Origin of the sequence: Pseudomonas sp. BN515, assembly GCF_029873155.1 — a bacterium.
Classification (GTDB): Bacteria; Pseudomonadota; Gammaproteobacteria; order Pseudomonadales; family Pseudomonadaceae; genus Metapseudomonas.
In genome coordinates this window covers 24,677-50,148 of sequence record NZ_SSOH01000041.1, presented here as the reverse complement: position 1 = coordinate 50,148, position 25,472 = coordinate 24,677, and the positions used below count along the sequence as shown (strand labels likewise).

Below are 25,472 nucleotides of genomic sequence, written 5' to 3'. Positions count from 1 at the left end.
CCCGTCCCGTTTCATTGCGAGAAAGATCATGGCTAACAGATACGACTACATCATCATTGGTGCGGGTTCGGCTGGCTGCGTCCTGGCCAACCGCCTGACTGAAGACGCCGGCACCTCCGTGCTGGTTCTGGAATTCGGCGGCAGCGACCGCAGTGTGCTGATCCAGATGCCCAGCGCCTTCTCCATTCCGATGAACACCAAGAAGTACAACTGGCGCTACGAGACCGTGGCCGAGCCGCACCTGGATGGCCGCCGCCTGCATTGCCCGCGCGGCAAGGTGCTGGGCGGTTCGTCCTCGATCAACGGCCTGGTTTACATCCGTGGCCACGCCTACGACTTCGACGAATGGGAAAACCTCGGGGCGAAGAACTGGAGCTACCGGAACTGCCTGCCGTACTTCAAGCGCGCGGAGACCTACAAGTTCGGTGGTGACGACTATCGCGGCGCCAGCGGCCCGCTTTCCACCAACAACGGCAACAACATGCAGAACCCGCTCTACGGTGCCTGGGTGGAGGCCGGCGCCGAGGCTGGCTACATCAAGACCGACGACTGCAACGGCTACATGCAGGAAGGCTTCGGCGCCATGCACATGACGGTCAAGGATGGCGTGCGCTGGTCCACCGCCAACGCCTACCTGCGTCCGGCGATGGAGCGCCCCAACCTGACCGTGGTCACCCACGCCATGACCCGTCGCATCATCCTCGATGGCAAGCGTGCCGTGGGCGTGGAATACGACCAGGGCGGCCAGACCCACGTCGTGCAATGCAACCGCGAGGTGCTGGTGTCCTCCGGTCCCATCGGCTCGCCGCACCTGCTGCAGCGTTCCGGCATCGGCCCGGCGGCGGTCCTGAAGAAGGCTGGCATCGAGGTCCGTCACGACCTGCCGGGGGTGGGCGAAAACCTCCAGGATCACTCGGAGATCTACATCCAGTACGCCTGCAAGGAGCCCGTCACCCTCAACGGCAAGATGAGCCTGTGGGGCAAGGCGCTGATCGGTTTGCGCTGGCTGCTGTTCAAGGATGGCCTGGGCGCCAGCAACCACTTCGAGGCGGGCGGTTTCATTCGTTCCGAGAAGGGGCTGCGCTGGCCGGACATCCAGTTCCACTTCCTGCCGGCGGCGATGCGCTACGACGGTGACAAGCCGTTCAAGGGCCATGGCTTCATGATCCTCACCGGGCCCAACAAACCGAAGAGCCGTGGCCACGTCCGCGCGCTGTCGGCGGACCCGTACCAGCACCCGGAGATCCGTTTCAACTACCTGGAGAGCGAAGAGGACCGCGAGGGCTTCCGTCGCTGCGTGCGCCTGACACGCGAGATCATCGGCCAGCCGGCCATGGACCGTTTCCGTGGCGAGGAACTGGCGCCCGGTCCCCACGTGCAGACCGATGAGGAAATCGATGCCTTCGTGCGCGCCAACATGGAAAGCACCATGCACCCTTGCGGTTCCTGCCGCATGGGCGAAGACGACATGGCGGTGGTGGATTCCGAGCTGCGCGTGCGGGGCATCCAGGGCTTGCGGGTGATCGATTCGTCGGTCTTCCCCACCGAGCCCAACGGCAACCTCAACGCGCCGACCATTATGCTCGCCGAACGCGCCTCGGACCTGGTGCGCGGTCGCCGGCCGCTTGCGCCCGAGGATATGCCCGTGGGGCTGGCGGCCAACTGGGAAAGTGCCCAGCGCAGCCACGCGCCGGTGCGTCAGGTGGGTGTCTGAGGGGGCTCTGTTCATCCCAGAACCTCTGTGCCCGCTGACGCAGCCCTCACCCCCGCCCCTCTCCCAGAGGGCGAGGGGTGACTCGCGCCGGCTAGGCGCAGGTCATCCTGAAACTCTCACTGGTCTGTAACCGAGTAGACGGGGCAGGGCATGACCGTTCGGCGCCGGTCATCAAACTGTCACGGTTCTGTGGCAGAGCGACACACGGAAATTCATCAGAATTGCGTTCGACTGGGGTTTTGCGTTCTGGATTTCCAACATGCGTGTGCTGATCCTGCTCGCCGCGCTCATTTGCGGCCTGCCTTCATTTGCTTTCGCCAACGCTCGCTGCGATGTGACCGTGCCGACGGAAACCGTCGACCTGGGCGAGGTGCGTCTGGCGTACCAGAGTGTGGGGCGTGAGCGGGATCCGGCGCTGCTGTTGATCATGGGGTTGGGCGGGCAACTGATTCACTGGCCGGATGAGGTGGTAGAGCGCCTGTGCGAAAGCGGTTTCCGGGTGATCCGCTTCGACAATCGCGATGTCGGGCTGTCCGCCTGGATAGGTACCGCGCCTTCGGCGAACCTGCCCTATGAAGTGGTGCGCTATCGCCTGGGCCTGCCGGTGTCGGCGCCCTACGGCCTGCGCGACATGGCGCGTGATTCGCTGAACCTGCTGGACGCGCTGCATATCCGTCAGGCCCACGTCCTGGGCGCCAGCATGGGCGGGATGATCGCCCAGCACCTGGCGGACCTGGCCCCGGAACGGGTGCTCAGCCTGACCCTGGTGATGACCAGCTCCGGCGCCCAGGGCCTGCCGGCGCCGAGTGCCGCCTTGCTCGACCTGCTGGCGCGGCGCGAGGCGCCGAGCCGGGAGGTGGCCATCCAGCAACAGGCCGACCTGCTGGCCGCCCTTGGCAGTCCGGAGGTCAGTGATGATCGTGAGCAACTGGTCGAACAGGCCGCCCGCGCCTATGACCGGTCCTTCAACCCCGAAGGCGTGCAGCGGCAGATCCTGGCGATTCTCGCCGAGCCCAGCCGCGTCGACATGCTCAACCGCCTGCGGGTGCCGACCCTGGTGGTGCACGGCACCGCCGATCCGCTACTGCCGGTGATGCACGGCGTGCATGTGGCGGCGCATATCAAGGGTTCGGAACTGAAGCTGATTCCCGGCCTGGCCCATCGCTTCCAGGAAGCCTTCAAGGAGCCGCTGCTATCGGCGGTGCTGCCACATCTGAAGGCCCATCGCCGCGCCGAGGGGCATGTGGCGCAGCTGTGATTGGGGAGCCTTCAAGTTGTGACAATTCGAATGCTCAGGCTGGCAGGATGAAGCCGATCCGGTAGGGTGCGCCGCGCGCACCGGCGGTTTGACAGGGTGCGAAAGCCGATGCCGGAATCTGTGCGCACAGCGCACCCTACGATCCAGACCGAGCCAAAGATGTGGGCATTGTGCACGGGGGCAATTCGCCCCCACGAAGTTTCCCGGTACGTCTTACGCCGCATCCGCCCGCGGCCGGCGCGGATGTTCGTGCTTCAGGTACTGAGCCAGGCGCGCCTGCTGGGTCGCGCTCATGAACAGGCCGAGCTTGGTACGGCGCCAGAGGATGTCCTCGGCGCTGGCCGCCCATTCTTCCTGGCAGAGATAGTCCACTTCCCGCGTATAGAGGCCGGCGCCCAGGTGTTCGCCGAGGTCTGTCAGTTCGCGGACATTGCGCAGCAGGTGCCAGCTGCGACTGCCATAGAGGTTGGCCCAGCGCCTGGCGATGTGGGTGGGCAGCCAGCCGAAGCTGGAGCAGAGGGCTTCCACCAGGGCGCTGCGGCTTTCCATCTGTTCACCACCGGGCAACGGCGCGCTGGCGGTCCAGGGGCCCTTGGCGAAGGGGAACCAGGGCACGAGCTGCTGCAGGGCGGCTTCGGCGAGTTTGCGGTAGGTGGTGAGCTTGCCGCCGAACACCGAAAGCAGGGGGGCATCGCCGGGATGGGCGGAAAGGGCCAGGGTGTAGTCACGGGTCACCGCTGACGGATCGTCCGATTCGTCGTCGCACAGCGGGCGCACGCCGGCATAGCTGTGGAGGATGTCCTGCTCGCTCAACTGGCGCTTGAAATGGCGATTGACCACGTCCAGCAGGTAGCGGGTCTCTTCGGCGGTGATCGCCACCTCGGCCGGATCGCCGTGGTATTCGCGGTCGGTGGTGCCGATCAGCGTGAAACGCTCCAGGTAGGGAATCGCGAAGACGATGCGGCGGTCCTCGTTCTGCAGGATGTAGGCCTGCTCGCCGTCATGCAGGCGCGGCACGATGATGTGGCTGCCCTGGATCAGGCGCACGCCGTAGGGCGCCGCCTGCTTGAGATCCTGTTCGATGAAGCGTGCCACCCAGGGGCCGGCGGCGTTCACCAGGGCGCGGGCGCGGATCGACAACAGGCTGCCATCGGCACGCTCCAGGTGGATATGCCAGAGGCCCTTGCTGCGGCGGGCGCTGACGCAGCGGGTGCGGGTATGCACATGGGCGCCGCGCTCGCGGGCGGCCATGGCGTTGAGCACCACCAGGCGGGCGTCGTCGACCCAGCAATCGGAGTATTCGAAGCCTTGGGTGATCTCCGCCTGCAGCGGGCTGCCGGCGCCGAAACGCAGGCCACGGGAGGCGGGCAGGCGCTTGCGCTTGCCGAGGTGGTCGTAGAGGAACAGGCCGGCGCGGATCATCCAGGCCGGGCGCAGGTGTGGCCGGTGGGGCAGGATGAAGCGCAGCGGCTTGACGATGTGCGGCGCCTTGGCGAGCAGCACTTCGCGCTCGGCCAGGGCTTCGCGTACCAGGCGGAATTCGTGGTGCTCCAGGTAGCGCAGGCCGCCATGGATCAGTTTGCTGCTGGCCGATGAGGTGTGCTGGGCGAGGTCGTCCTTCTCGCAGAGGAATACCGAAAGACCTCGGCCAGCCGCGTCGGCGGCGATGCCGACGCCATTGATGCCGCCACCGACGATGGCGAGGTCATAGACCTCGGCGATAGGGGAATGGTTGTGATTCATAGGCAGGCACCAAGGTCGAAACTGAACTTTCAATGTTCATTTCCGAAAATAGCCTAGATGAGAGCGAACAAAATGACCAGCCCGATGCGCGGTTTCGCGCCAGGTGGTCATTGAAAATTCATGTGGGGGAGGGCGGGTCAGACCCGCTCGAGGTGCACCTTGTGCTCGGCCAGCAGGCGGCCCAGCGCGGGGGAGGGTTGGTGGTCGGTGAACAGGCGATCCACCAGTGCGATGGAGCCCAGACGAACCACGGCATTGCGGCCGAACTTGCTGGAGTCGGCGGCGAGGAACACCTGCCGCGCGTTTTCAATGATGGCCTGGGAAACCCGCACTTCCTGGTAGTCGAAGTCCAGCAGGCTGCCGTCTTCGTCGATACCGCTGATGCCCACCAGGGCGTAGTCCACCTTGAACTGCTGGATGAAATCCACCGCCGCCTGGCCCACGATGCCGCCGTCGCTGCGCACGGTGCCGCCGGCCACCAGTACTTCGAAGTCCGGCTTGTCCGCCAGTTGCGCAGCCACGTGCAGGTTGTTGGTGATCACCTTCAGGCCCTTGTGGCCCATCAGGGCGCGGGCGATGGCTTCGGTGGTGGTGCCGATGTTGATGAACAGCGAGGCGTGGTCGGGGATGTATTCGGCCACCGCATCGGCGATGCGCTGTTTCTCGTCACGGTTCTGCCCGGCGCGCATGGCGTAGGCGGTGTTCTGGGTGCTTGAACCTTCGCTGGCGGCGCCGCCGTGGGTACGCCGCAGCAGGCCGTGTTCGGCGAGCTGGTTGATGTCGCGGCGGATGGTCTGCGGGGTGACGCCGAAGGCCTGGGCCAGTTCGTCAATGCTGACGTAGCCGCGTTCGCGGGCGAGGTCGAGGATGTCTTGTTGCCGTGGGCCCAGGTTCATGCTGGCTCCTTGTTTTGCGCGGCATTATAGCGGTGGGCTGTCGAATCACCGCTTTTCCGCTAAGGTACGCCGAATCTGTCGCAGGATTTTCACAATCGAACATGACTCCCGCCATCGATCTGCTGAAGAAAGCCAAGGCTGAGCACAAGGTGCACAGCTACCACCACGATCCCAAGGCGCCTTCCTACGGGCTGGAGGCTGCCGAAAAGCTCAACCTGGACCCGGCGAGGGTGTTCAAGACCCTGCTCGCCGCCACCGAAAAGGGCGAACTGCTGGTGGCCGTGGTGCCCGTGGCAGGCACCCTGGACCTCAAGGCCCTGGCCCATGCCGCTGGCGCGAAGAAGGCCGAGATGGCCGACCCGAACCAGGCCCAGCGCAGCACTGGCTACCTGGTGGGCGGTATCAGCCCGCTGGGACAGAAGAAGCGCCTGCGCACCTTCATCGACGGTAGCGCCCGCAACTTCGACACCATCCACGTCAGCGCCGGCCGGCGCGGGCTGGAAGTCGAACTCTCGGCCGACACCCTGGCGACCCACACCCAGGGACATTTCGCCGACATCGGCCGCCCCTGAGGAATCACCCACGATCCGCCGCGCAGGGGTGGCGGGATCGTGGACAGGCTCGAAACTGACAACAAGAACGCCAACAAGGAAGCATCCCCATGGCCCAATACCTGCTCGCCATCGACCAGGGCACCACCAGCAGCCGCGCCATCGTTTTCAGCGCCCAGGGCCTGCCGGTGGCGCGCGCCCAGCAGGAGTTCAAGCAGTACTTCCCCAAGGACGGCTGGGTGGAGCATGACGGCGAGGAAATCTGGCTGACCACTCTCAAGGTCTGTCGCGAGGCCATCGAGCAGAGCGGCCTCAACCCTGCCGATATCGCCGCCATCGGTATCACCAACCAGCGTGAAACCACCCTGGTCTGGGACGCGGTGACTGGCACGCCCATCCATCCGGCCATCGTCTGGCAGGACCGCCGCACCGCGGACTATTGCGCCTCGCTCAAGGCTGCTGGCCACGAGGCGGATGTGGCCAATCGAACCGGCCTGCTGATCGACCCCTATTTCTCCGCCACCAAGCTGCGCTGGGTGCTGGAAAACGTTCCGGGCGCCCGCGAGCGTGCCGAGCGTGGCGAGCTGCGTTTCGGCACGGTGGATTGCTTCCTGCTCTGGCGCCTGACCGGCGGCAAGGTGCATCGCACTGACGCCACCAATGCCTCGCGGACCCTTTTGTTCAACATCCACAGCCAGCAGTGGGACGCGGAACTGCTGCGCCTGTTCGACATTCCCGTCAGCCTGTTGCCAGAGGTGCTGGACTGCGCCGCGGAGTTCGGCGATACCGACGCGTCTCTGCTCGGCGCCAGTATTCCGGTACGCGGCATGGCCGGCGACCAGCAGGCGGCGCTGATCGGCCAGGCCTGCTTCCAGCCGGGAATGGTGAAGAGCACCTACGGCACCGGCTGTTTCATGATCCAGAACACAGGCGATCAGCCAGTGGTTTCCCGCAACCGCCTGCTGACCACGGTGGGTTACCGCCTGAATGGCAAGGTGAGCTATGCGGTGGAAGGCAGCATCTTCGTCGCTGGAGCCGCGGTGCAGTGGCTGCGTGACGGCATCAAGCTGATCAGCCACGCCCGCGATACCGAGGCCCTGGCCGAACAGACTGGCGATGCCTGTGGCGTGTACCTGGTGCCGGCCTTCACCGGCCTCGGCGCTCCCTACTGGGACCCGCGCGCACGCGGCGCCATCTTCGGCCTGACCCGCGACACCGGCATCAAGGAGATCGTCACCGCCGGACTGCAATCGGTCTGCTACCAGACCCGTGACCTGCTGGAGGCCATGGCCCAGGACGGCGCCGCCGCGCCCAGCGCCCTGCGTGTGGACGGCGGCATGGTGGAGAACAACTGGGTGATGCAGTTCCTCTCCGACATCCTCGGGGTGCCGGTGGAGCGCCCGGAAGTGACGGAAACCACAGCGCTGGGCGTGGCCTATCTCGCAGGTTTGCAAGCCGGGCTCTATCGCGATCTGGACGAAGTGGCCAGCCACTGGCATCGTCAACAACGCTTTGCCCCGCGCATGGCCGACGAGCATCGCAAGAAGCTCTATGACGGTTGGCTGGATGCCGTTAAGCGGGTGCGCAGCGGGGCTTGAGTTCGCCACAGGGACGGGAGGCGCAATGGGGAAAGGGCAAGGATGGCTGAAATGCCGCTGGCAGCTACTGGCGCTGCTGATCGTTCCTTTGCTCTTTCCTACGGTTCGCGCTGAAACCCTGGTGATCGCCGGGGATATCTGGTGCCCGATCAATTGCCAGCCCGGCTCGCCACGGCCGGGCATCTTCGTTGAATTGGCGCGGGAAATCTTCGGCGAAGCCGGCATCAAGGTGGAAGACCGCGTGGTGAACTGGGCCCGTGCTGTCCACGACACCCGAAACGGCCGCCTGGATGCGCTGATTGGCGCCGGTATCCAGGACGCTCCCGACTTCGTCTTCACTCGCACGCCGCCCGGCGTGTCGCGCATGTGCTTCTACGTTGCCCCTGATAGCCAATGGCGTTACCGCGGATTGGCGTCGCTCGCTGAAGTTCGTCTGGGCAGCATCAACAGTTACAGCTACGGCCAGGAACTGGACACCTACATTCGCATCAAGCGGGATGATCCGGCGCGGGTGCAGGTCGTGTCCGGCGATCAGGCTCTGGCAATGAATGTGGAAAAGGTCCTGCTCGGCCGCGTCGATGCCACCGTCGAGAATGCCTGGGTGATGGACGCCTTGCTCACCAGCACTGGCCAGCAGGGCAAGTTGATGAAGGCGGGTTGCCGCACGCCGGACGTGCCCATCTACCTCGCATTCTCTCCGGCGCTGAAAGCCAGCGCGCGGCATGCTGCGGTGTTCGAGGCAGGGCTCAAGCGCCTGCGAGAGTCCGGGCGGATGAACGCGCTCCTGCAGCGCTATGGTTTGCCTCCACTAGACTGATTTGGCTGTACCCCCGATAAAAGCTGGCCGCTGTACGGCGCGCGGGACGCTGATGGCTGGCAAGCTGGTTTTTCCCACCCCGCTTCAAAAAGGAGCTTGTGATGCAGCTGGAATTCCATCAGGTCGACGCCTTCACCCAACGCCCATTCGGTGGCAACCCGGCGGTGGTCTATCGCCTCGACGCCTGGCTCGACGACCAGCTCATGCAACGCATCGCCGCCGAACACAACCTGTCGGAGACCGCTTTCCTGGTTAAGGAGGGCAGTGCCTGGCACATCCGCTGGTTCACTCCCAAGGCCGAGGTGCCGCTGTGTGGCCACGCCACTTTGGCCAGCGCCCACGTGCTGTTCGAGCTTTATCAGGAACCGGGCGACCGCCTGGAGTTCATGAGCAAGTCCGGCGAGTTGCGGGTGAGCCGTGAGGAGGAGGGTCGACTGGCCCTGGATTTCCCCGCTCAGGTTCCCCAGGAGGTGGGTGTGACCCTGGAACTGGAGCATGCCCTCGGCGTTGCCCCGGTGGATGCCCTGGGAGCCAACTTCCTGCTGGCAGTGCTGGATTCGGAGCAGGCCGTGCGCGAATGCGCGCCGGACTTCAAGGCGCTGGCGAAACTGCCCTGGTCGGGGGTGATCGTCACTGCGCCGGGGATGAAGCATGACTTCGTCTCGCGCTTCTTTGCCCCGGTGATCGGTATCGATGAGGACCCCGTAACCGGTGCAGCTCACTGCGCGCTGATTCCTTACTGGGCGAATCGCCTCGGCAAGCGCGTGCTACGCGCCGAACAGTGCTCCGCGCGCAGTGGCGATCTCTGGTGCCGACTCGACGGTGATCGGGTGAGCATCGCCGGACATTCAGTGCTGGTGGCCAGCGGCAGGCTTTGGGTGTAGGGCGAACTCAGGGGCAGCTGCGCTGCCCTTGGCGATTGAAATCGCCCCTACAGGTTTCAGAGTGCGCCGCTGATGCGGCGTACGCCGGAATCCTGGGGCGTGAAGTGGGCGGCGACGCTGCCCTGGGCCGGGAACACCACGAGGTGATCGGCGGCGATGCGGATGCCGACTTCCTGTCCGGGCTGGTGGTCGGCATGGCTGGGGAAGATCGATTCCAGCTGGCTGCCGGTGGACAATTGCAGGCGGTAAAGGGTGGCGGCGCCGAGGAAGGTCTTGCCGATCACCTTGGCGCGCAGGTCACTTTCCGGCGCATGCACGATGTCATCCGGGCGCAGCAGCACGTCCACCGCCGAGCCCTGCGGCCAGGTGTAGGCGCGGTTGCCGCGGATGGTGCCCAGTTCGGTGTTTACCGAATCGGCCGAAACCAGCTGGCCACGGATGAAATAGCCCTGGCCGACGAAGCTGGCGACGAAGGGGGTCAGGGGCTCGTGATAGAGGTTGTAGGGTGTATCCCACTGCTCCAGCAGGCCGTCCCTGAACACGCCGACATGGTCGCTGACCGCGAAGGCCTCTTCCTGGTCGTGGGTCACCAGGATGGCGCTGGTGCCGCGGGCCTTGAGAATCTCGCGGACTTCCTGGCTCAGGCGGCGGCGCAGTTCGCCATCGAGGTTGGAGAAGGGTTCGTCGAGCAGTAGCAGGCGCGGCTCGGGCGCCAGCGCACGGGCCAGCGATACGCGTTGCTGCTGGCCGCCGGACAGCTCGTGGGGATAACGCTTGGCCAGGTGGCCAAGCTTCACCAACTCCAGCAGTTCGCCAACCTTGTCTTCGAAGTCGGGTTCCTTGCGGATACCGAAGGCGACGTTCTCGGCCACGGTCAGGTGCGGGAACAGGGCGTAGTCCTGGAACACCATGCCGATGTGACGCTTCTCCGGCGCGAGAGTGAATCCGGCGCGGGAGATGATGTCGCCGGCCAGCGCGATTTCGCCCTCCAGCACCGGCTCGAAACCGGCGATGGCGCGCAGGGTGGTGGTCTTGCCGCAGCCCGACGGGCCGAGCAGGCAGCCGATATCACCGGCATTGAGATGAAGGTTCAGGCCCCGCACAACCTGCTGGTCGTGGTAACCGCAAGTGAGGTTGCGCAGGTTGAGGAGCATTTCGCGATTCATGCGTGATGGGCGTGTTCTACCAGCAGTTCGAGCAGGGCCTTCTGGGCATGGAGACGGTTTTCCGCCTGGTCCCAGGCCACCGAACGGGGGTCGTCGAGCAGGTCGACGCTGATCTCCTCGCCGCGGTGGGCCGGCAGGCAGTGCATGAATATCACGTCCTCCGCGGCCAGGTCGAGGAGCGCCTTGTTCACCTGGTAGGGGGCGAACAGCGCCAGGCGCTTGGCGGTTTCTTCTTCCTGGCCCATGGAGGTCCAGACGTCGGTGCTGACCAGGTGGGCGCCGGCCACGGCTTCGCGCGGGTCACGCACGACCTTGACGCGGTCGCCGGCCTGGGCGAGGAACGCAGGATTGGGTTCGTAGCCTTCGGGGCAGGCGACGCGCAGCTGGAAGTCGAACTGGATGGCCGCCTCTATATAGGTGTTGCACATGTTGTTGCCGTCGCCGATCCAGGCCACGGTCTTGCCCTGGATGCTGCCGCGGTGCTCGAGGAAGGTCTGCATGTCGGCCAGCAGCTGGCAGGGGTGCAGGTCATCGGACAGGCCGTTGATCACCGGCACACGGGAGTGGGCGGCGAACTCTGTCAGCGTGCTGTGGGCAAAGGTGCGGATCATCACCGCATCGAGCATGCGCGACATAACGATGGCGCTATCGCTGATGGGCTCGCCGCGGCCGAGCTGGGTGTCGCGCGGGGACAGGAAGATGGCCTGGCCGCCGAGCTGGATCATGCCGGCCTCGAAGGAGAGGCGGGTACGGGTGGAGGCCTTCTCGAAGATCATGCCCAGCACACGGCTTTTCAAAGGTTCGTAACGCACGCCTCGGTTGCGCAGATCCTTCAGCTCGGTGCCTCGACGGATCAGGCTGTTCAGCTCCTGGGGAGTGCAGTCCATCAGGGAGAGAAAATGCCTAGCGCTCATGGTTACTACCTTTCTTCTTTTGTCACTGGCCGCATGTCCTGGCCGGGTGTTGCGGGAACAAAGCAGGCGGGACGGGCGGTCAAAGCCGCACGTGGCGACGATTTAGGGGGAAGGCGCGATCTTATAAGGAAATGTCGCGCTTTTCCAATATGCGCTGGAGGCCGCGTCGTTCGTGGCTATGCGCCTGACGGGGCGGCACTGGCCGGGGCACTCCGGTGCTATCGGAAAGGCCGCTCTAGCTCGCCATTCGCGCCGGGGCGAAGGTTGTACAACGACCTCGGGGGTGGCGGCAATCATCCATCGCTCCAGATTGTTTCGACCCAGGCGCTTGTCTAAGGTGTGTCCAGTCGCAGGCAGTGAGGAGTACGCGGATGGCCGGAAACGGTCCGGAGCCCGTTCAGGACAATCCGGGAACCCGACGTTCCCTGTGGCTGGCTTACGCCTTGCTGCTGGTCGCCGGGTTGGGCGCCATCCTGGTGAATCTGGCGCAGGTCCTGGATTCCAAGCAGCTCTATCTGCGGGAGGCGGACAAGGCCAATGCCAACCTGGCCTACTCCGTCGCCCAGCATGCCCAGGAATCCATAAAGGAAGCCGATATCGTCCTCAGCGCCCTGGTTCCCCTGCTGGAACGAGGCGAGACCAGTGCCGATGCCATCGACCAGTTGCTGCTGACCTTCAAGCAGCGCTCCCCGCAGCTGGCCGGGGTGTTCGTCTACGACGCCGAAGGACGCTGGCTCCACTACACCAACCCGCCGCCCACGGTGGACGCGAACAACGCGGATCGCACCTATTTCCAGCATCACCGCCATTCGGTGAGCCGTGACACGGAGGTGAGCAGTCCGCTCCGCAGCCGTTCCACTGGCGAGTGGATACTGCCGGTTTCACGCCGTTTCAATGACAAGGACGGTCGATTCGCCGGCGTCGTGCTGGCGAGCATCCGTATCGATCACTTCCGCGAGTTCTACAAGCACTTCGACATCGGTGCGCAAGGCAGCATCCTCATCACCATGAATGACGGCACCATCATCTATAGGCGGCCGGAGGACGTCGGGGGTACTGGAGAGAGCATGGCTGGCAGCTACATGTTCCAGCACGACCTCAAGCGCTCGCCTGTGGGGGTCGGGGCGAGCATTTCAACGCTCGACGGGGTGGACCGGGTCTATGCCTACCGTGCCCTGGACCACTTTCCGCTGGTGACGGCCGTGTCCATGTCCCGCCAGGAAGTGCTGGCCGAATGGGGGCGCAAGGCGGCGATGGTCGGCAGCCTGGTCGCGGTTCTGGTACTGGCGTTGATCGTCGTCGGCGGAGGGCTGGTGGCACGGATGCGCAAACGCATGGCCGTTGCCCAGAGCATCGCGCAGGAAAACCGCGAACTGTTTCACCTGGCCAACCGCGACAGCCTGACCGGCATCGCCAATCGCCGGCAGTTCGATCAGGCCCTGCAGGTCGAGTTCCACCGTGCCGCCACAGTAGGTTCACCCCTGGCGCTGGTAATGATCGACGTCGACTACTTCAAGGCCTACAACGACCGCTACGGCCACCAGGCCGGCGATGTCTGCCTGAAGGCGGTGAGCGATGTGCTGCGTCGCTTCAAGGTGCGCGCCGGCGATACGGTGGCGCGTTACGGCGGCGAAGAGTTCGCGGTGCTGTTGCCACACACGGACCTGGCCGGCGCGCGGCTGGTGGCGGAGCGGATTCTCCAGGCGGTCTACGAGCGGGGGCTGGCCCATTTCGACAACCCCGCCGGCGTGGTGACGGTGAGCGTGGGCGCACACAGCCTGGTGCCCAGTCCCGACGACCGTCCCGAGCAACTTCTGGAATGGGCCGATACCGCCCTCTATCGTGCCAAGAGCGGTGGGCGCAATCGGGTTTGCCTGGTTGAGCCTACGTCCTGAGGTAATTCGGGGCGGAACTGGTGGGAAAGTATCTGAGAGCCCTTTAGGAATGCATGAACTGATGCTCCAAGCCGTCGATTGATAGGTTTGCGCGTCCCCGGAATCGAGTGGTTCCGGGGATGGCTCCCGCATATGGAAAACCTGCGGAGCCGCTCAGACTTTCAACGATCCATGGAGATTCCAATGAATAAGTTCCTCGTTCCCGCCGCCTTGGCCGCTGCCCTCGCTGCTCTGACGGGTTGCAGCAGCTACAACGTCAGCCAGCCGAGTTCGCCGCTGAATGGCAGCGTGAAAACTGATCTCAAGGCCGACGTCGCCGTGGGTGAGCAGATCAGCGGACAGTCCGAAGTGAACATCCTGTTCAACTTCCTGAAGTTCGGTGGGGACTCCCAGTTCGCGGATGGTGTTGCCTATGGTGGCGACACTGGCGGTGGTCTGCCGTTCGGTCCCGATCCCATCTCCGCAGTGAAATCCGCCGCTGCTTACAAGGCCGTCAAGGAATCCGGCGCTGACCTGATCGTGGCGCCTCGCTACGAGCTGACCGTCCAGGACTATGTGGTATTCAAGAAGGTGACCGCCAAGGTGACTGGCAACAAGGGCACCATCAAGTCCATCCGCTGACCGCGTTGGCGAATCGGCAGGCCTGATGCCTGCCGATTCATGGCGCTGACGCTGCTGGCCGATCGGCCAATCTGGCTCCATAGTCTTCTCCTTGCGACCCGACCGGTCGTCTCGAACAAGAACTTGAGGCCAGGCCATGACCAAGACCCTCCATCACCGTGCGTGCCATCTCTGCGAGGCCATCTGTGGCCTGACCATCGAGACCGAAGACCAGGAAGACGGCAGTCGCCGCATCCTTTCTATCAAGGGCGACGCGCACGACAGCTTCAGTCGCGGCCATATCTGCCCCAAGGCTGTGGCTCTGCAGGACATCCAGAACGACCCGGACCGCATTCGCCAGCCCATGCGCCGCGCCGGCAACGAATGGCTGCCCATCGAATGGGACGAAGCCTTTGCCCTGGTTGCCGAGCGCCTGGCCGATATCCAGGCGCGCCATGGCAACAACGCGGTGGCTGTGTATCAGGGCAACCCGAGCGTGCACAACTATGGGTTGATGACCCACAGCAACTACTTCCTCGGCCTGCTCAAAACCCGCGGGCGCTTCTCCGCCACCTCGGTGGACCAGCTGCCCCATCACCTGATCAGCCAGCAGATGTATGGCCACGGCCTGCTGATCCCGATCCCCGACATCGACCACACCCGCTTCATGCTGATCCTCGGCGGCAACCCGCTGGCCTCCAACGGCAGCATCATGACCGTGCCGGATGTGGAAAAGCGCCTGAAGGCCCTGCAGGCACGGGGCGGCAAGCTGGTGGTCGTAGACCCGCGACGCAGCGAAACCGCGGCCATGGCGGACCAGCACCTGTTCGTGCGTCCGGGGCAGGATGCGGCACTGCTTTTCGGCCTGCTCAACACCCTGTTCGAAGAAGGCTTGGGGCGCGCCACCCACCTCCAGGTCGAGGGGCTGGAGCAGGTCAGGGCGGCCATCGCCCATTTCACACCCGAAGCCATGAGCCAGCGTTGCGGCATCCCGGCAGAGCAGATTCGCCAGCTGGCGCGGGAATTCGCTGCGGCCGAGAGTGCGGTTTGCTATGGCCGCATGGGCGTTTCCACCCAGGCCTTCGGCAGCCTCTGCCAATGGCTGATCCAGCTTATCAACCTGGTCACGGGCAACCTGGACCGGGTCGGTGGTGTGCTCTGCACCGAGCCGGCGGTGGATCTGGTGTCCGCGACCTCGGGCGGGCATTTCAATCGCTGGCAGAGCCGCGTATCCGGCCTCCCCGAGTACGGCGGCGAACTGCCGGTGGCGGCACTGGCCGAAGAGATGCTCACGCCCGGCGAGGGGCAGGTGAGGGCGCTGGTGACGGTCGCCGGCAACCCGGTGCTGTCCACGCCCAATGGCCGCCAGCTGGAACAGGCACTGGACGGCCTGGAATTCATGCTCAGCATCGACCTCTATATCAACGAGACGACCCGTTACGCTGACCTGATCCTGCCGCCCACCGCGCCGCTGGAGCACGAGCACTACGACACCACCTTCAACCTCTTCGCCGTGCGCAACGTCACCCGCTTCAACGAGGCCGTTCTGGACCGGCCGGCCGGAGCAAAGCACGACTGGGAAATCTTCGTCGGCCTGGCCAAGGCCTTTGCCGCCCGTACCGGTATCGAGCTCAAACCTACCCTGGCGCCTGAGCAGATGATCGACATTGGCCTGCGCGCCGGCCCCTATGGCGACCGTTCCGAACACAAGCTGTCTGTGGCGCGCCTGCGGGAACATCCCCACGGCATCGATCTGGGAGCGCTGAAACCCAATCTGGCCGGACGCCTGAAGACGACCAGCGGCAAGGTGGAGGCAGCCCCCGCGATCCTGCTGGGCGACCTCGACCGCTTTGCGGCGCAGCCTGTACCCCGGGAGGGACAACTGATGCTGATCGGCCGCCGTCACGTACGCAGCAACAACTCCTGGATGCACAACTACCATCGACTGGTGAAGGGCAAGCCGCGTCACCAGTTGCTGATGCACCCGAACGACCTGGAGGCTCGCGGGCTGGTGGATGGCCAGCGGGTCAAGGTGCGTTCGCGGGTGGGCGTGATCGAGGTGGAGGTCGGCGCCAGCGACGACATGATGCCCGGCGTGGTCAGCCTGCCCCACGGCTGGGGGCACGCGCGTCCCGGCGTTCGCATGGGTATCGCCAGTGAGCAGCCCGGTGCCAGTGCCAACGACCTCACCGACGAGCGCCATCTGGACGCGGTTTCCGGCAACGCGGCACTCAATGGCGTTCCCGTGGAAGTGGTGGCCGCCTGAAGGTATGGAGAGTCCGAGCGCACCGCTCGGCTTTCCGTTACAATGCCGCCATCCTGCCGACTCACCAGTCGGAAAGTTCAGCCGAGGTGCCCAATGGATATCATCGAAACCATCAAAGAGCAGATCGCCAACAACACTGTCCTGCTGTACATGAAAGGCTCGCCGAACGCTCCGCAGTGCGGCTTCTCGGCCCGCGCCGCGCAAGTCCTCATGGCTTGCGGCGAAAAGTTCGCCTACGTGGACATCCTGCAGAACCCGGAAATCCGCGCCAACCTGCCGAAATACGCCAACTGGCCGACCTTCCCGCAGCTGTGGGTAGCCGGTGAACTGGTTGGTGGTAGCGACATCATCACCGAGATGTTCGAAAAGGGTGAGCTGCAGACCCTGGTCAAGGATGCCGTGAGCAAGGCCAGCGCCTGATCCGTCATTCAATGAAAAAGCCCCGCCAAGTGCGGGGCTTTTTCATTGGTGCCTGGCAAACAGCCTTCCGGAACCTGGGGGAAATGTAAGGCGTACCGGTCAAGGAAGTTGAGTCACGGATAGTGGGCGTAAGTTCAGTTCGGGAAGTTCTGTCTTATTTCCCGCTGCCATTTGCCAATTGGAAATATTCCCGTTTTCCATTATTTCAAAGGCAAATAAAAAGCCCCGCAATTGCGGGGCTTTTTTAATCACGCTGGATTACTCGTCCATCTGCGACTGCAGGTAGTTTTCCAGGCCAACCTTATCGATCAGGCCCAGTTGGGTTTCCAGCCAGTCGATGTGCTCTTCCTCGGACTCGAGGATCTCTTCCAGCAGTTCGCGGCTGCCGTAGTCACCCACGCTTTCGCAGTAGGCAATGGCGGTCTTCAGGTCCGGTATTGCCTGCTGCTCCAGCTTCAGGTCGCTGGACAGCATTTCCTTGGTGTTCTCGCCGATCATCAGCTTGCCAAGGTCCTGCAGATTCGGGAGGCCTTCGAGGAAGAGGATGCGCTTGATCAGCTTGTCCGCATGCTTCATCTCGTCGATGGACTCGTGGTATTCGTGATCGCCCAGTTTCTTCAGGCCCCAATCTTCATACATGCGGGCGTGCAGGAAGTACTGGTTGATCGCAACAAGTTCGTTGCCGAGGATCTTGTTGAGATGCTGAATGACTTTCTTGTCGCCTTTCATGTGGAGTCCTGCCGTAGGTGGGAGATTTATGAATTCTGAGCCTGGCAGTTAAGTGTGTCAAATCTAAGCTATTGAATTTCAAATGAATTTGAATATTAATAAGAATGTTTAACTTCTACATTTGAACTCTAAATAATTGAAAAACAGGCACAAAAAAACCGGACGCTGAGGTCCGGTTTCCTGTGTTTCCGCCGAATGGTCAGGCGATAGCGTAGGCAGCGGGGTAGGCGAGGGCTGCCTGGCTGCTCTGTACCTCGGCGAGGGTCTCCTTGACCACCTGCTTGGCCAGGCACGCGCACTTGCCGCATTGGGTACCCACTTCCAGGGTGTTGCGTACTTCGCGATAGCTGCAGCAGCCTTCATAGATGGCTTCGCGAATTTGACCGTCAGTGACACCTAGACAGAGACAGACGTACATAGCACTCAGAACTCAGGGAGTGGTTGGATGGAGGGGATACTAATAGTAATGAGAATGATTGTCAAAGATATGCTTGAAAGGCCCGGACCAGAGGCCTTCCCGCGTTCCCGGACGGTGTTTCGCCGACATTGACCCGCTAGTCGAAAGCGGTGGGCGGGGCTACCTGCCGAGTGTATTATTGCCCGTCCTTTTGGAAGCGGGTGTCATGGCGCCGCCACATCGGTTGGCCAGGCTGTGACCCCCGGCCCCACTGATTACTCATGACAACTCAGGAGACATTCAATGAGCGTACTCGTAGGCAAGCAGGCTCCGGACTTCACCGTTGCCGCCGTTCTGGGCAATGGCGAAATCGTTGACAGCTTCAACCTGTCCTCGGCCATCAAAGGCAAATACGGTCTGGTGTTCTTCTACCCGCTGGACTTCACCTTCGTGTGCCCGTCCGAGCTGATCGCCCTGGACCACCGCATCCCCGAATTCCAGGCTCGCGGCGTGGAAGTGATCGGCGTGTCCATCGACTCCCACTTCACCCACAACGCCTGGCGTAACACCCCGGTAGACAAGGGCGGCATCGGCCAGGTCAAGTACACCCTGGCTGCCGACATGAAGCACGAAATCGCCAAAGCCTACGACGTCGAGTCCGAAGACGGCGTGGCGTACCGCGGTGCCTTCCTGATCGACAAGAACGGCATTGTGCGTTCCCAGATCGTCAATGACCTGCCGCTGGGCCGTAACATGGACGAGCTGCTGCGTCTGGTCGACGCCCTGCAGTTCACCGAAGAGCACGGCGAAGTTTGCCCGGCCAACTGGAAAAAAGGCGACAAGGGCATGACCGCTTCTCCGGAAGGCGTTGCTCAATACCTCGCCGAAAACGCTTCTTCTCTGTAAGCGTTTCCAGGTCAAGAAAAAGCCCGGCATTTGCCGGGCTTTTTCATGTCTGGGTGTTGGTAGGAGCCAGCTTGCTGGTGAAGCTTCGCGAGCAAACTCGCTCCTACAACTGGATGCAGAGGTCAGTCCTCGTCGTCGATCCAGCCGCCCATTTCCTTCCAGCGGTTGACGATGCCGCAGAACAGCTCGGCGGTCTTCTCGGTGTCGTAACGCGCCGAGTGCGCCTCGCGGCCGTCGAACTCGATGCCAGCGGCCTGGCAGGCCTTGGCCAGCACGGTCTGCCCGTAGGCAAGGCCGGCGAGCGTCGCGGTGTCGAAGCTGGAGAAGGGGTGGAAGGGGTTGCGCTTGAGGCCGGTCCGGTTAACCGCGGCGTTGAGGAAGCCGAGGTCGAAGCTGGAGTTGTGGCCGACCAGGATGGCGCGCTTGCAGCCGTTGGCTTTGATCGACTTGCGCAGGCCGCGGAAGATTTCCGTCAACGCGTGCTCCTCGCTCACCGCCATGCGCAGCGGGTGATCCAGCTTGATCCCGGTGAACTCCAGCGCGGCCTGTTCGATATTGGCGCCTTCGAACGGCTCGATGCGGAAGAAGTGGGTGTGGTCCGGATAGAGGAAGCCCTGCTCATCCATCGCGATGGTGGTCGCGGCGATTTCCAGCAGGGCGTCGGTCGCGGCATTGAAACCGCCGGTCTCCACGTCCACCACTACCGGCAGGTAACCACGGAAACGCGCCGCCATGGGATGGCGCGGGCCGGACGGCAGGCTGCCGTCCAGTTCGTCGTCGTAGAGGTCCTCGCTCACGCTTGCTCCTCCAGCAGACGCCAGCGCAGCTTCTCGCCGGCGCGCAGCGGTACCACCACCTGCTCGCCCAGCGGCAGGGTGGCCGGGGCGGTCCACTCCTCGCGCACCAGGGTGATGCGGTCGGTGTTGCGCGGCAGGCCGTAGAAGTCCGGCCCGTGGAAGCTGGCGAATGCTTCGAGTTTGTCCAGCGCATTGCGCTGCTCGAAGGCTTCGGCGTACAGCTCGATGGCCGCGTAGGCGGTGTAGCAGCCGGCGCAGCCGCAGGCGGCTTCCTTGGCGTGCTTGGCATGGGGCGCCGAGTCGGTGCCGAGGAAGAACTTGGCGCTACCGCTGGTGGCGGCGTCCAGCAGGGCTTCCTGGTGCACGTTGCGCTTGAGGATCGGCAGGCAATAGAAGTGCGGGCGGATGCCGCCAACCAGCATGTGATTGCGGTTGTACAGCAGGTGATGGGCAGTGATGGTGGCGCCGACGTTGGCCGAGGCCGACTGCACGAACTGCACCGCGTCGCCGGTGGTGATGTGTTCGAACACAACCTTCAGGGTCGGGAAGCGCTCGACCACACGGGTCAGGTGCTCGTCGATGAACACCTTCTCCCGGTCGAATACGTCGATCTCGCCACGGGTCACTTCACCGTGTACCAACAGCAGCATGCCGACTTCGGCCATGGCTTCCAGGGCCGGGAAGATCTTGTCGACGCTGGTGACGCCGGAGTCCGAGTTGGTGGTGGCGCCGGCCGGATAGAGCTTGGCTGCGTGCACGAAACCGGAAGCCTTGGCCGCGCGGATGTCCTCCGGGCTGGTGCGGTCGGTGAGGTAGAGCACCATCAGCGGCTCGAATCGGCTGCCGGCCGGGCGGGCAGAGAGGATGCGCTGGCGATAGGCGTCGGCTTCCTCGGCATTGCGGACCGGGGGCACCAGGTTGGGCATGATGATGGCGCGGCCGAAGGTGCGGGCAGCATCGGCGACGGTATGGGCCAGGACGGCACCATCGCGCAGATGGATGTGCCAGTCGTCGGGACGCAGGAGGGTCAAACGGTCGGACATGAGGGGCTTCCAGGCGGGCAGAACTGGGCGGACATGCTACCGGAAAAGCCCTTCCGGGGCACGCAGGGCAGGAGCTGGCGACAGCCTCATGAGTAAAACCGCGCTCAAGTTTTTCCGCTTGGCACCGATATCCAGCAGGAACGCCGTAATTCCCCGTGGAGCCCGCCGTGCGCCAGCGCTATCTCGTCTTCCTGAGCTTGTTCGCCAGCCTGCCGGCCATGGCCATTACCTTCCAGACGCGTCTGGAGAAAGTGGAGTGGAAGGTCGAGGGGGATAAGTTCGAATGCCGGCTATCGCAGCCCATCACCGACTTCGGTTCGGGGGAGTTCGTGCGCCGGGCGGGCGAGCAGGCCACCTTCCGCCTGAAGGCGCGCGAGCGCTGGATGGGCGCCGGCTCGGCGACGCTGCTGGCGGCTGCGGCGCCCTGGCAGCCGGGGAGGGGAGACATCAACCTCGGCGTGGTCAGCGTCGGCGGCGGTGAAGTGCCTTTCAACAGTTCCCAGCAACAGGCCGGTCGTCTGCTTACCGGCTTGCTGGAAGGCCGCAGCCCAGTCATACGGCATCGCACCCTCCAGGGCGGCGATGCCATGGAAGTGCGTCTGCTGCCGGTGAAGTTCAATCAGGCCTACCAGGATTACCTGGCCTGCACCGCCAAGCTGCTGCCGGTGAACTTCGACCAGGTCAAGCAGGTGCAGGTCGGCTTTCCGGGCAGCGGCATGGAGTTGGACGACATGGCGCGGGCGAAGCTGGAAATCATGCTCGACTTCATCAAGGCTGATCCCAGCGTCAATCACATCGAAATCGACGGTCACTCCGACAACAGCGGCAACCGCCTGACCAACCGAGACCTGTCGCGCCGCCGCGCCCTGGCGGTGTACGACTACTTCAAGGCCAACGGCTTCCCCGAAGCGCAGATGGTCATGCGCTTCCATGGCGAGCGTTATCCGCTGGCACCGAACAACAGCTCGGCCAACCGGGCGAAGAACCGTCGCGCCACCGTGCAGCTGTCCCGCGTTGACCTGCCCGTGGAGGCGCCAGCCGCCGCCCCTGCTCCAGCACCTGCACCCGCTGAGTCGCCCGCTCCGGCCAAGCCTGGTGTTCCCGCCGCCGCGCCGGCCGCACCGCCTAGCGCGCCGGGTGTCCAGGGCGCCGCTCCCGCTCCCCGGACTCCGACCGGGTCCTGAGCCTGCCGCTCGTCGCGCAACTGACAGAATCTGTCGCCTCGTCGTCATAAGCTGTCGCGACACTGTAATTTGGCCGCCAGGGTCAGTAGAATCACGGGTTTTTCGTACAACCCCCGTGGAGTTGATGGCATGGCGGACGTAAAGAAGGTTGTCCTGGCTTATTCCGGTGGCCTGGACACCTCGGTGATCCTCAAGTGGCTGCAAGATACCTATAACTGCGAAGTGGTGACTTTCACCGCTGACCTCGGCCAGGGCGAGGAGGTCGAACCGGCCCGCGCCAAGGCTCAGGCAATGGGCGTCAAGGAAATCTACATCGATGACCTGCGCGAAGAATTCGTTCGCGACTTCGTGTTCCCGATGTTCCGCGCCAATACCATCTATGAAGGCGAGTACCTGCTGGGTACTTCCATCGCCCGTCCGCTGATCGCCAAGCGCCTGATCGAAATCGCCAACGAGACCGGCGCTGACGCCATCTCCCACGGCGCCACCGGCAAGGGCAACGACCAGGTGCGCTTCGAGCTGGGTGCCTACGCCCTGAAGCCGGGCGTGAAAGTGATCGCCCCCTGGCGCGAGTGGGACCTGCTGTCCCGCGAGAAGCTGATGGACTACGCCGAGAAGCACAACATCCCGATCGAGCGCCACGGCAAGAAGAAGTCCCCGTACTCCATGGACGCCAACCTGCTGCACATCTCTTATGAGGGCGGCGTGCTGGAAGACACCTGGACCGAGCACGAAGAAGACATGTGGCGCTGGACCAAGTCCCCGGAAGCCGCGCCGAACACCCCGACCTACATCGAGCTGACCTACCGCAATGGCGACATCGTTGCCATCGACGGTAAGGACATGACCCCGGCTCAGGTGCTGACCGAGCTGAACCGCATCGGCGGCGAGAACGGCATCGGCCGCCTCGACATCGTCGAGAACCGCTACGTCGGCATGAAATCCCGCGGCTGCTACGAGACCCCCGGCGGCACCATCATGCTCCGCGCTCACCGTGCCATAGAGTCCATCACCCTGGACCGCGAAGTCGCGCACCTGAAAGACGAGCTGATGCCGAAATACGCCAGCCTGATCTACACCGGTTACTGGTGGAGCCCGGAGCGTCTGATGCTGCAGCAGATGATCGACGCCTCGCAGACCAACGTGAACGGCGTAGTTCGCCTGAAGCTGTACAAGGGCAACGTCATCGTGGTCGGCCGCAAGTCCGACGACTCCCTGTTCGACGCCAACATCGCCACCTTCGAGGACGATGCCGGCGCCTATAACCAGGCCGACGCTGCTGGCTTCATCAAGCTCAACGCCCTGCGCATGCGCATCGCCGCAGGCAAGGGCCGCAAGCTGTTCTGATAAGCTTGTAAGCACGAGCCTACGGACCCCGGCCAAAAGCCGGGGTTCGTCATTTAAGAGCCCACGAAATACGGGCAACCGATGAGGAAGTATCGATGAGACTGCTGCATACCATGCTGCGAGTCGGCGACCTGGACAAATCCATCGCCTTCTACACCGAAGTGCTGGGCATGACCCTGCTGCGCCGCAAGGACTACCCGGACGGCCAGTTCACCCTCGCGTTCGTCGGCTACGGCGACGAGGCCCATAACAGCGTGATCGAGCTGACCTACAACTGGGGTGTGGACAAGTACGAGCTGGGCAACGCCTACGGCCACATCGCCCTGGAAGTGGACGATGTCTACAAGGCCTGCGAAGACATCCGCGCCCGTGGCGGCAAGATCACCCGCGAACCGGGCCCGATGAAACACGGCACCAGCATCCTGGCCTTCGTGGAAGATCCCGACGGCTACAAAATCGAATTGCTGTCCCCCTCTCGCAACGACTGACGCTCTATGCTGATATGAATCCGGGGCGCTCTCGCCCCGGTCCGGAGGCGTGGGTCTATGGATGGTTCCGCTGTCAGCTACGAACGCAATCTCGAATGCCTGGTGCGGGCCATCCAGGAGTTGTCCCTGGCCCGTGATCTCGACCGTATCGCCGAGATCGTGCGCAGTGCCGCGCGGGAGTTGGTGGGGGCCGATGGCGCCACCTTCGTCCTGCGCGACGGCGATCGCTGCTACTACAAGGACGAGGACGCCATCTCTCCGCTGTGGAAGGGCCTGCGCTTCCCCATGGAAACCTGCATCAGCGGCTGGGCCATGCTCAACCGCGAGCCCGCGGTGATCGAAGACATCTACCAGGACCCGCGCATCCCCCACGACGCCTACCGCCCGACCTTTGTCAAAAGCCTGGTCATGGTGCCCATCCGCAGCATGGCCCCGGTGGGGGCGATTGGCACCTACTGGGCCACTCCGCGCCTGGCCAGCGTGCGCGAAGTCGGCTTGCTCCAGGCCCTGGCGGACTCGACCTCGGTGGCCATGGAGAACGTCCAGCTCTACAACGAGCTCGAACAGCGTGTCATTGCCCGTACCCAGGATCTGGTGGCTGCCAACCGCCTGCTCTACGACGAAGCTTGTGAGCGCGAGCGGGTTGAGCAGGAGATCCAGCGTTTCTCCATGACCGACGAACTCACCGGCCTGCACAACCGCCTCGGCTTCCTGCGTCACGCCGCCGAGAGTCTCGATGCGTCACGCCAGCGCGACACACCCTGCTTGCTGCTTCACCTGCAAGTGGAAAGCAACGACGGTGGGCCCGCCGAAAACCTGCCGCTGGTGGCCGCGCGCATGTTGCGGGCGCAGTTCCGCCGGGACGACCTGATCGCGCGCCTCGGTGGGGGAGAGTTCCTCGTGCTGACCACCGGCTATGGCGAACCGCACGCCGTTCTGCAGCGCCTGCGCGCTGGCCTCGGAGCCTTCAATCGCGCAGCGGAGCAGAGCCTGACCCTGCGCATCGGCCATGCCGAGTCGAGCCGAGGGCAGGACCTGGAGCAACTGCTGCAGGAGGCCGACAACGCCCTGCATCGCGCCGGGCCTGGTTGGAGCAGCGTCTGATTCTGGCTGGCCGCAAAGCTTCGCTATATAGTTCGCCACACAGCGAAAACTGATCATTCGGCCAACCCATGAGCTTCCCCCTCGACCGCACCGACCTGGCCGCCATCTGGCTGACGCTTGAACTGGCGACCCTGACCACTTTGCTCCTGCTCGTCGTAGGCACGCCCATTGCCTGGTGGCTGGCACGTACCCGTTCGCGCCTGAAAGGGCCAGTGGCCGCGGTGGTTGCCCTGCCGCTGGTTCTCCCCCCCACCGTCATCGGCTTCTACCTGCTGGTGAGCATGGGGCCCCACGGTTTCATCGGCCAGTTCACCCAGAGCCTTGGCCTCGGCACCTTGCCCTTCACCTTTGCTGGCCTCGTGGTGGGCTCGGTGATCTACTCCATGCCCTTCGTGGTGCAGCCCCTGCAGAACGCCTTCACCGCCATCGGCGAGCGTCCCCTGGAAGTCGCTGCCACACTCCGAGCCAGCCCATGGGATACCTTCTTCTCGGTGGTGCTGCCCCTGTCCCGGCCAGGCTTCGTCACCGCTTCAATCCTCGGCTTCGCGCATACGGTGGGTGAGTTCGGCGTGGTACTGATGATCGGCGGCAACATCCCGGAGAAGACCCGCGTGGTCTCGGTGCAGATCTTCGATCACGTCGAAGCCATGGAATACGCCCAGGCCCATTGGCTGGCCGGCGGCATGCTGTTGTTCTCCTTCCTCATCCTGCTGGCACTGAACACCAGCCGACGCCTGAAACCCGGTTGGACCTGA

At 63.9% G+C, this 25,472-nt stretch carries 25 protein-coding genes; 16 read left to right on the top strand and 9 right to left on the bottom strand.

The window, feature by feature from the left end; translation table 11 throughout:
* Positions 1-28: 28 nt before the first annotated feature.
* Both betA and E8E91_RS10725 read left to right on the top strand, forming a co-directional pair.
* A complete protein-coding gene (gene betA, locus E8E91_RS10730) occupies positions 29-1,714 on the top strand; it encodes a choline dehydrogenase (protein WP_280375743.1) in 1,686 nt (561 codons plus the stop codon).
* A gap of 259 nt (positions 1,715-1,973) precedes the next feature.
* Positions 1,974-2,972: an alpha/beta hydrolase gene (locus tag E8E91_RS10725; RefSeq protein WP_280375742.1), complete on the top strand. Its 999-nt coding sequence runs from the start codon at positions 1,974-1,976 to the stop codon at positions 2,970-2,972.
* A gap of 213 nt (positions 2,973-3,185) precedes the next feature.
* Here E8E91_RS10725 and glpD read toward each other — a convergent pair whose 3' ends face one another.
* Both glpD and E8E91_RS10715 read right to left on the bottom strand, forming a co-directional pair.
* The gene (glpD, locus tag E8E91_RS10720) at positions 3,186-4,715 is read right to left on the bottom strand and encodes a glycerol-3-phosphate dehydrogenase (protein ID WP_280375741.1); all 1,530 of its coding nucleotides are present in this window, start codon (positions 4,713-4,715) and stop codon (positions 3,186-3,188) included.
* A 137-nt stretch (positions 4,716-4,852) separates the two neighbouring features.
* A complete protein-coding gene (locus E8E91_RS10715) occupies positions 4,853-5,611 on the bottom strand; it encodes a DeoR family transcriptional regulator (protein WP_280375740.1) in 759 nt (252 codons plus the stop codon).
* A 101-nt stretch (positions 5,612-5,712) separates the two neighbouring features.
* On the opposite strand from E8E91_RS10715, the gene ybaK reads away from it, so the two are divergent.
* The 4 genes from ybaK (at position 5,713) to E8E91_RS10695 (ending at position 9,461) form a co-directional block, all read left to right on the top strand.
* Positions 5,713-6,183 (top strand): Cys-tRNA(Pro) deacylase, encoded by a 471-nt coding sequence (ybaK, locus tag E8E91_RS10710; protein ID WP_190834334.1) that lies wholly within the window; start codon positions 5,713-5,715, stop codon positions 6,181-6,183.
* An 89-nt stretch (positions 6,184-6,272) separates the two neighbouring features.
* On the top strand, positions 6,273-7,760 hold the full coding sequence (gene glpK / locus E8E91_RS10705) for a glycerol kinase GlpK (RefSeq protein WP_280375739.1): 1,488 nt from the start codon (positions 6,273-6,275) through the stop codon (positions 7,758-7,760).
* A gap of 25 nt (positions 7,761-7,785) precedes the next feature.
* Positions 7,786-8,577, top strand: a complete 792-nt coding sequence (locus E8E91_RS10700; RefSeq protein ID WP_280375738.1) for a transporter substrate-binding domain-containing protein — start codon at positions 7,786-7,788, stop codon at positions 8,575-8,577.
* A gap of 101 nt (positions 8,578-8,678) precedes the next feature.
* Entirely contained in the window at positions 8,679-9,461 is a 783-nt protein-coding gene (locus E8E91_RS10695; protein WP_280375737.1) for a PhzF family phenazine biosynthesis protein, read from the top strand.
* 56 nt (positions 9,462-9,517) lie between these two features.
* Here E8E91_RS10695 and E8E91_RS10690 read toward each other — a convergent pair whose 3' ends face one another.
* On the bottom strand, positions 9,518-10,627 hold the full coding sequence (locus E8E91_RS10690) for an ABC transporter ATP-binding protein (protein ID WP_280375736.1): 1,110 nt from the start codon (positions 10,625-10,627) through the stop codon (positions 9,518-9,520).
* Complete coding sequence (argF, locus tag E8E91_RS10685; RefSeq protein WP_280375735.1) at positions 10,624-11,541, bottom strand: ornithine carbamoyltransferase; 918 nt, start codon at positions 11,539-11,541, stop codon at positions 10,624-10,626. The genes E8E91_RS10690 and argF overlap by 4 nt, the downstream gene beginning before the upstream one ends.
* Before the next feature lie 371 nt (positions 11,542-11,912).
* Between argF and E8E91_RS10680 the strand changes: the two genes are divergently transcribed.
* The 4 genes from E8E91_RS10680 (at position 11,913) to grxD (ending at position 16,722) form a co-directional block, all read left to right on the top strand.
* Positions 11,913-13,436, top strand: coding sequence for a sensor domain-containing diguanylate cyclase (locus tag E8E91_RS10680; protein ID WP_280375734.1), 1,524 nt, complete (start codon positions 11,913-11,915; stop codon positions 13,434-13,436).
* Positions 13,437-13,619: 183 nt separating this feature from the next.
* Entirely contained in the window at positions 13,620-14,057 is a 438-nt protein-coding gene (locus E8E91_RS10675; RefSeq protein WP_280375733.1) for a hypothetical protein, read from the top strand.
* Positions 14,058-14,193: 136 nt separating this feature from the next.
* Positions 14,194-16,302 (top strand): molybdopterin oxidoreductase family protein, encoded by a 2,109-nt coding sequence (locus tag E8E91_RS10670; RefSeq protein ID WP_280375732.1) that lies wholly within the window; start codon positions 14,194-14,196, stop codon positions 16,300-16,302.
* A 93-nt stretch (positions 16,303-16,395) separates the two neighbouring features.
* Positions 16,396-16,722 carry a Grx4 family monothiol glutaredoxin gene (gene grxD, locus E8E91_RS10665; RefSeq protein ID WP_280365197.1) on the top strand — a complete coding sequence of 109 codons (327 nt, stop codon included), beginning with the start codon at positions 16,396-16,398 and terminating at the stop codon, positions 16,720-16,722.
* A gap of 99 nt (positions 16,723-16,821) precedes the next feature.
* Here the strand turns inward: grxD and E8E91_RS10660 are convergent, their stop codons facing one another.
* From E8E91_RS10660 to E8E91_RS10650, 3 genes are all read right to left on the bottom strand, one after another.
* Positions 16,822-16,974, bottom strand: a complete 153-nt coding sequence (locus E8E91_RS10660) for a hypothetical protein (RefSeq protein WP_280365199.1) — start codon at positions 16,972-16,974, stop codon at positions 16,822-16,824.
* 6 nt (positions 16,975-16,980) lie between these two features.
* A complete protein-coding gene (gene bfr / locus E8E91_RS10655; protein ID WP_280375731.1) occupies positions 16,981-17,451 on the bottom strand; it encodes a bacterioferritin in 471 nt (156 codons plus the stop codon).
* 199 nt (positions 17,452-17,650) lie between these two features.
* Positions 17,651-17,869, bottom strand: a complete 219-nt coding sequence (locus E8E91_RS10650; protein ID WP_069085145.1) for a bacterioferritin-associated ferredoxin — start codon at positions 17,867-17,869, stop codon at positions 17,651-17,653.
* Positions 17,870-18,151: 282 nt separating this feature from the next.
* Here E8E91_RS10650 and E8E91_RS10645 point away from each other — a divergent pair, with 282 nt between their 5' ends.
* On the top strand, positions 18,152-18,754 hold the full coding sequence (locus E8E91_RS10645; RefSeq protein ID WP_280375730.1) for a peroxiredoxin C: 603 nt from the start codon (positions 18,152-18,154) through the stop codon (positions 18,752-18,754).
* Between the two features lie 122 nt (positions 18,755-18,876).
* On the opposite strand, the gene rnt is transcribed toward E8E91_RS10645, so the two are convergent.
* Positions 18,877-19,551, bottom strand: a complete 675-nt coding sequence (rnt, locus tag E8E91_RS10640; RefSeq protein ID WP_190834353.1) for a ribonuclease T — start codon at positions 19,549-19,551, stop codon at positions 18,877-18,879.
* The gene (gene pyrC / locus E8E91_RS10635) at positions 19,548-20,594 is read right to left on the bottom strand and encodes a dihydroorotase (protein WP_280375729.1); all 1,047 of its coding nucleotides are present in this window, start codon (positions 20,592-20,594) and stop codon (positions 19,548-19,550) included. Before pyrC ends, rnt begins: the two co-directional genes overlap by 4 nt.
* Positions 20,595-20,761: 167 nt before the next feature.
* On the opposite strand from pyrC, the gene E8E91_RS10630 reads away from it, so the two are divergent.
* From E8E91_RS10630 to modB, 5 genes are all read left to right on the top strand, one after another.
* Positions 20,762-21,778 (top strand): OmpA family protein, encoded by a 1,017-nt coding sequence (locus E8E91_RS10630; RefSeq protein ID WP_280375728.1) that lies wholly within the window; start codon positions 20,762-20,764, stop codon positions 21,776-21,778.
* A gap of 129 nt (positions 21,779-21,907) precedes the next feature.
* Entirely contained in the window at positions 21,908-23,125 is a 1,218-nt protein-coding gene (locus E8E91_RS10625) for an argininosuccinate synthase (protein ID WP_280375727.1), read from the top strand.
* Between the two features lie 95 nt (positions 23,126-23,220).
* The gene (gene gloA / locus E8E91_RS10620; protein WP_190834359.1) at positions 23,221-23,613 is read left to right on the top strand and encodes a lactoylglutathione lyase; all 393 of its coding nucleotides are present in this window, start codon (positions 23,221-23,223) and stop codon (positions 23,611-23,613) included.
* Between the two features lie 57 nt (positions 23,614-23,670).
* Positions 23,671-24,717: a sensor domain-containing diguanylate cyclase gene (locus E8E91_RS10615; protein WP_280375726.1), complete on the top strand. Its 1,047-nt coding sequence runs from the start codon at positions 23,671-23,673 to the stop codon at positions 24,715-24,717.
* A gap of 68 nt (positions 24,718-24,785) precedes the next feature.
* On the top strand, positions 24,786-25,472 hold the full coding sequence (modB, locus tag E8E91_RS10610; RefSeq protein ID WP_280375725.1) for a molybdate ABC transporter permease subunit: 687 nt from the start codon (positions 24,786-24,788) through the stop codon (positions 25,470-25,472).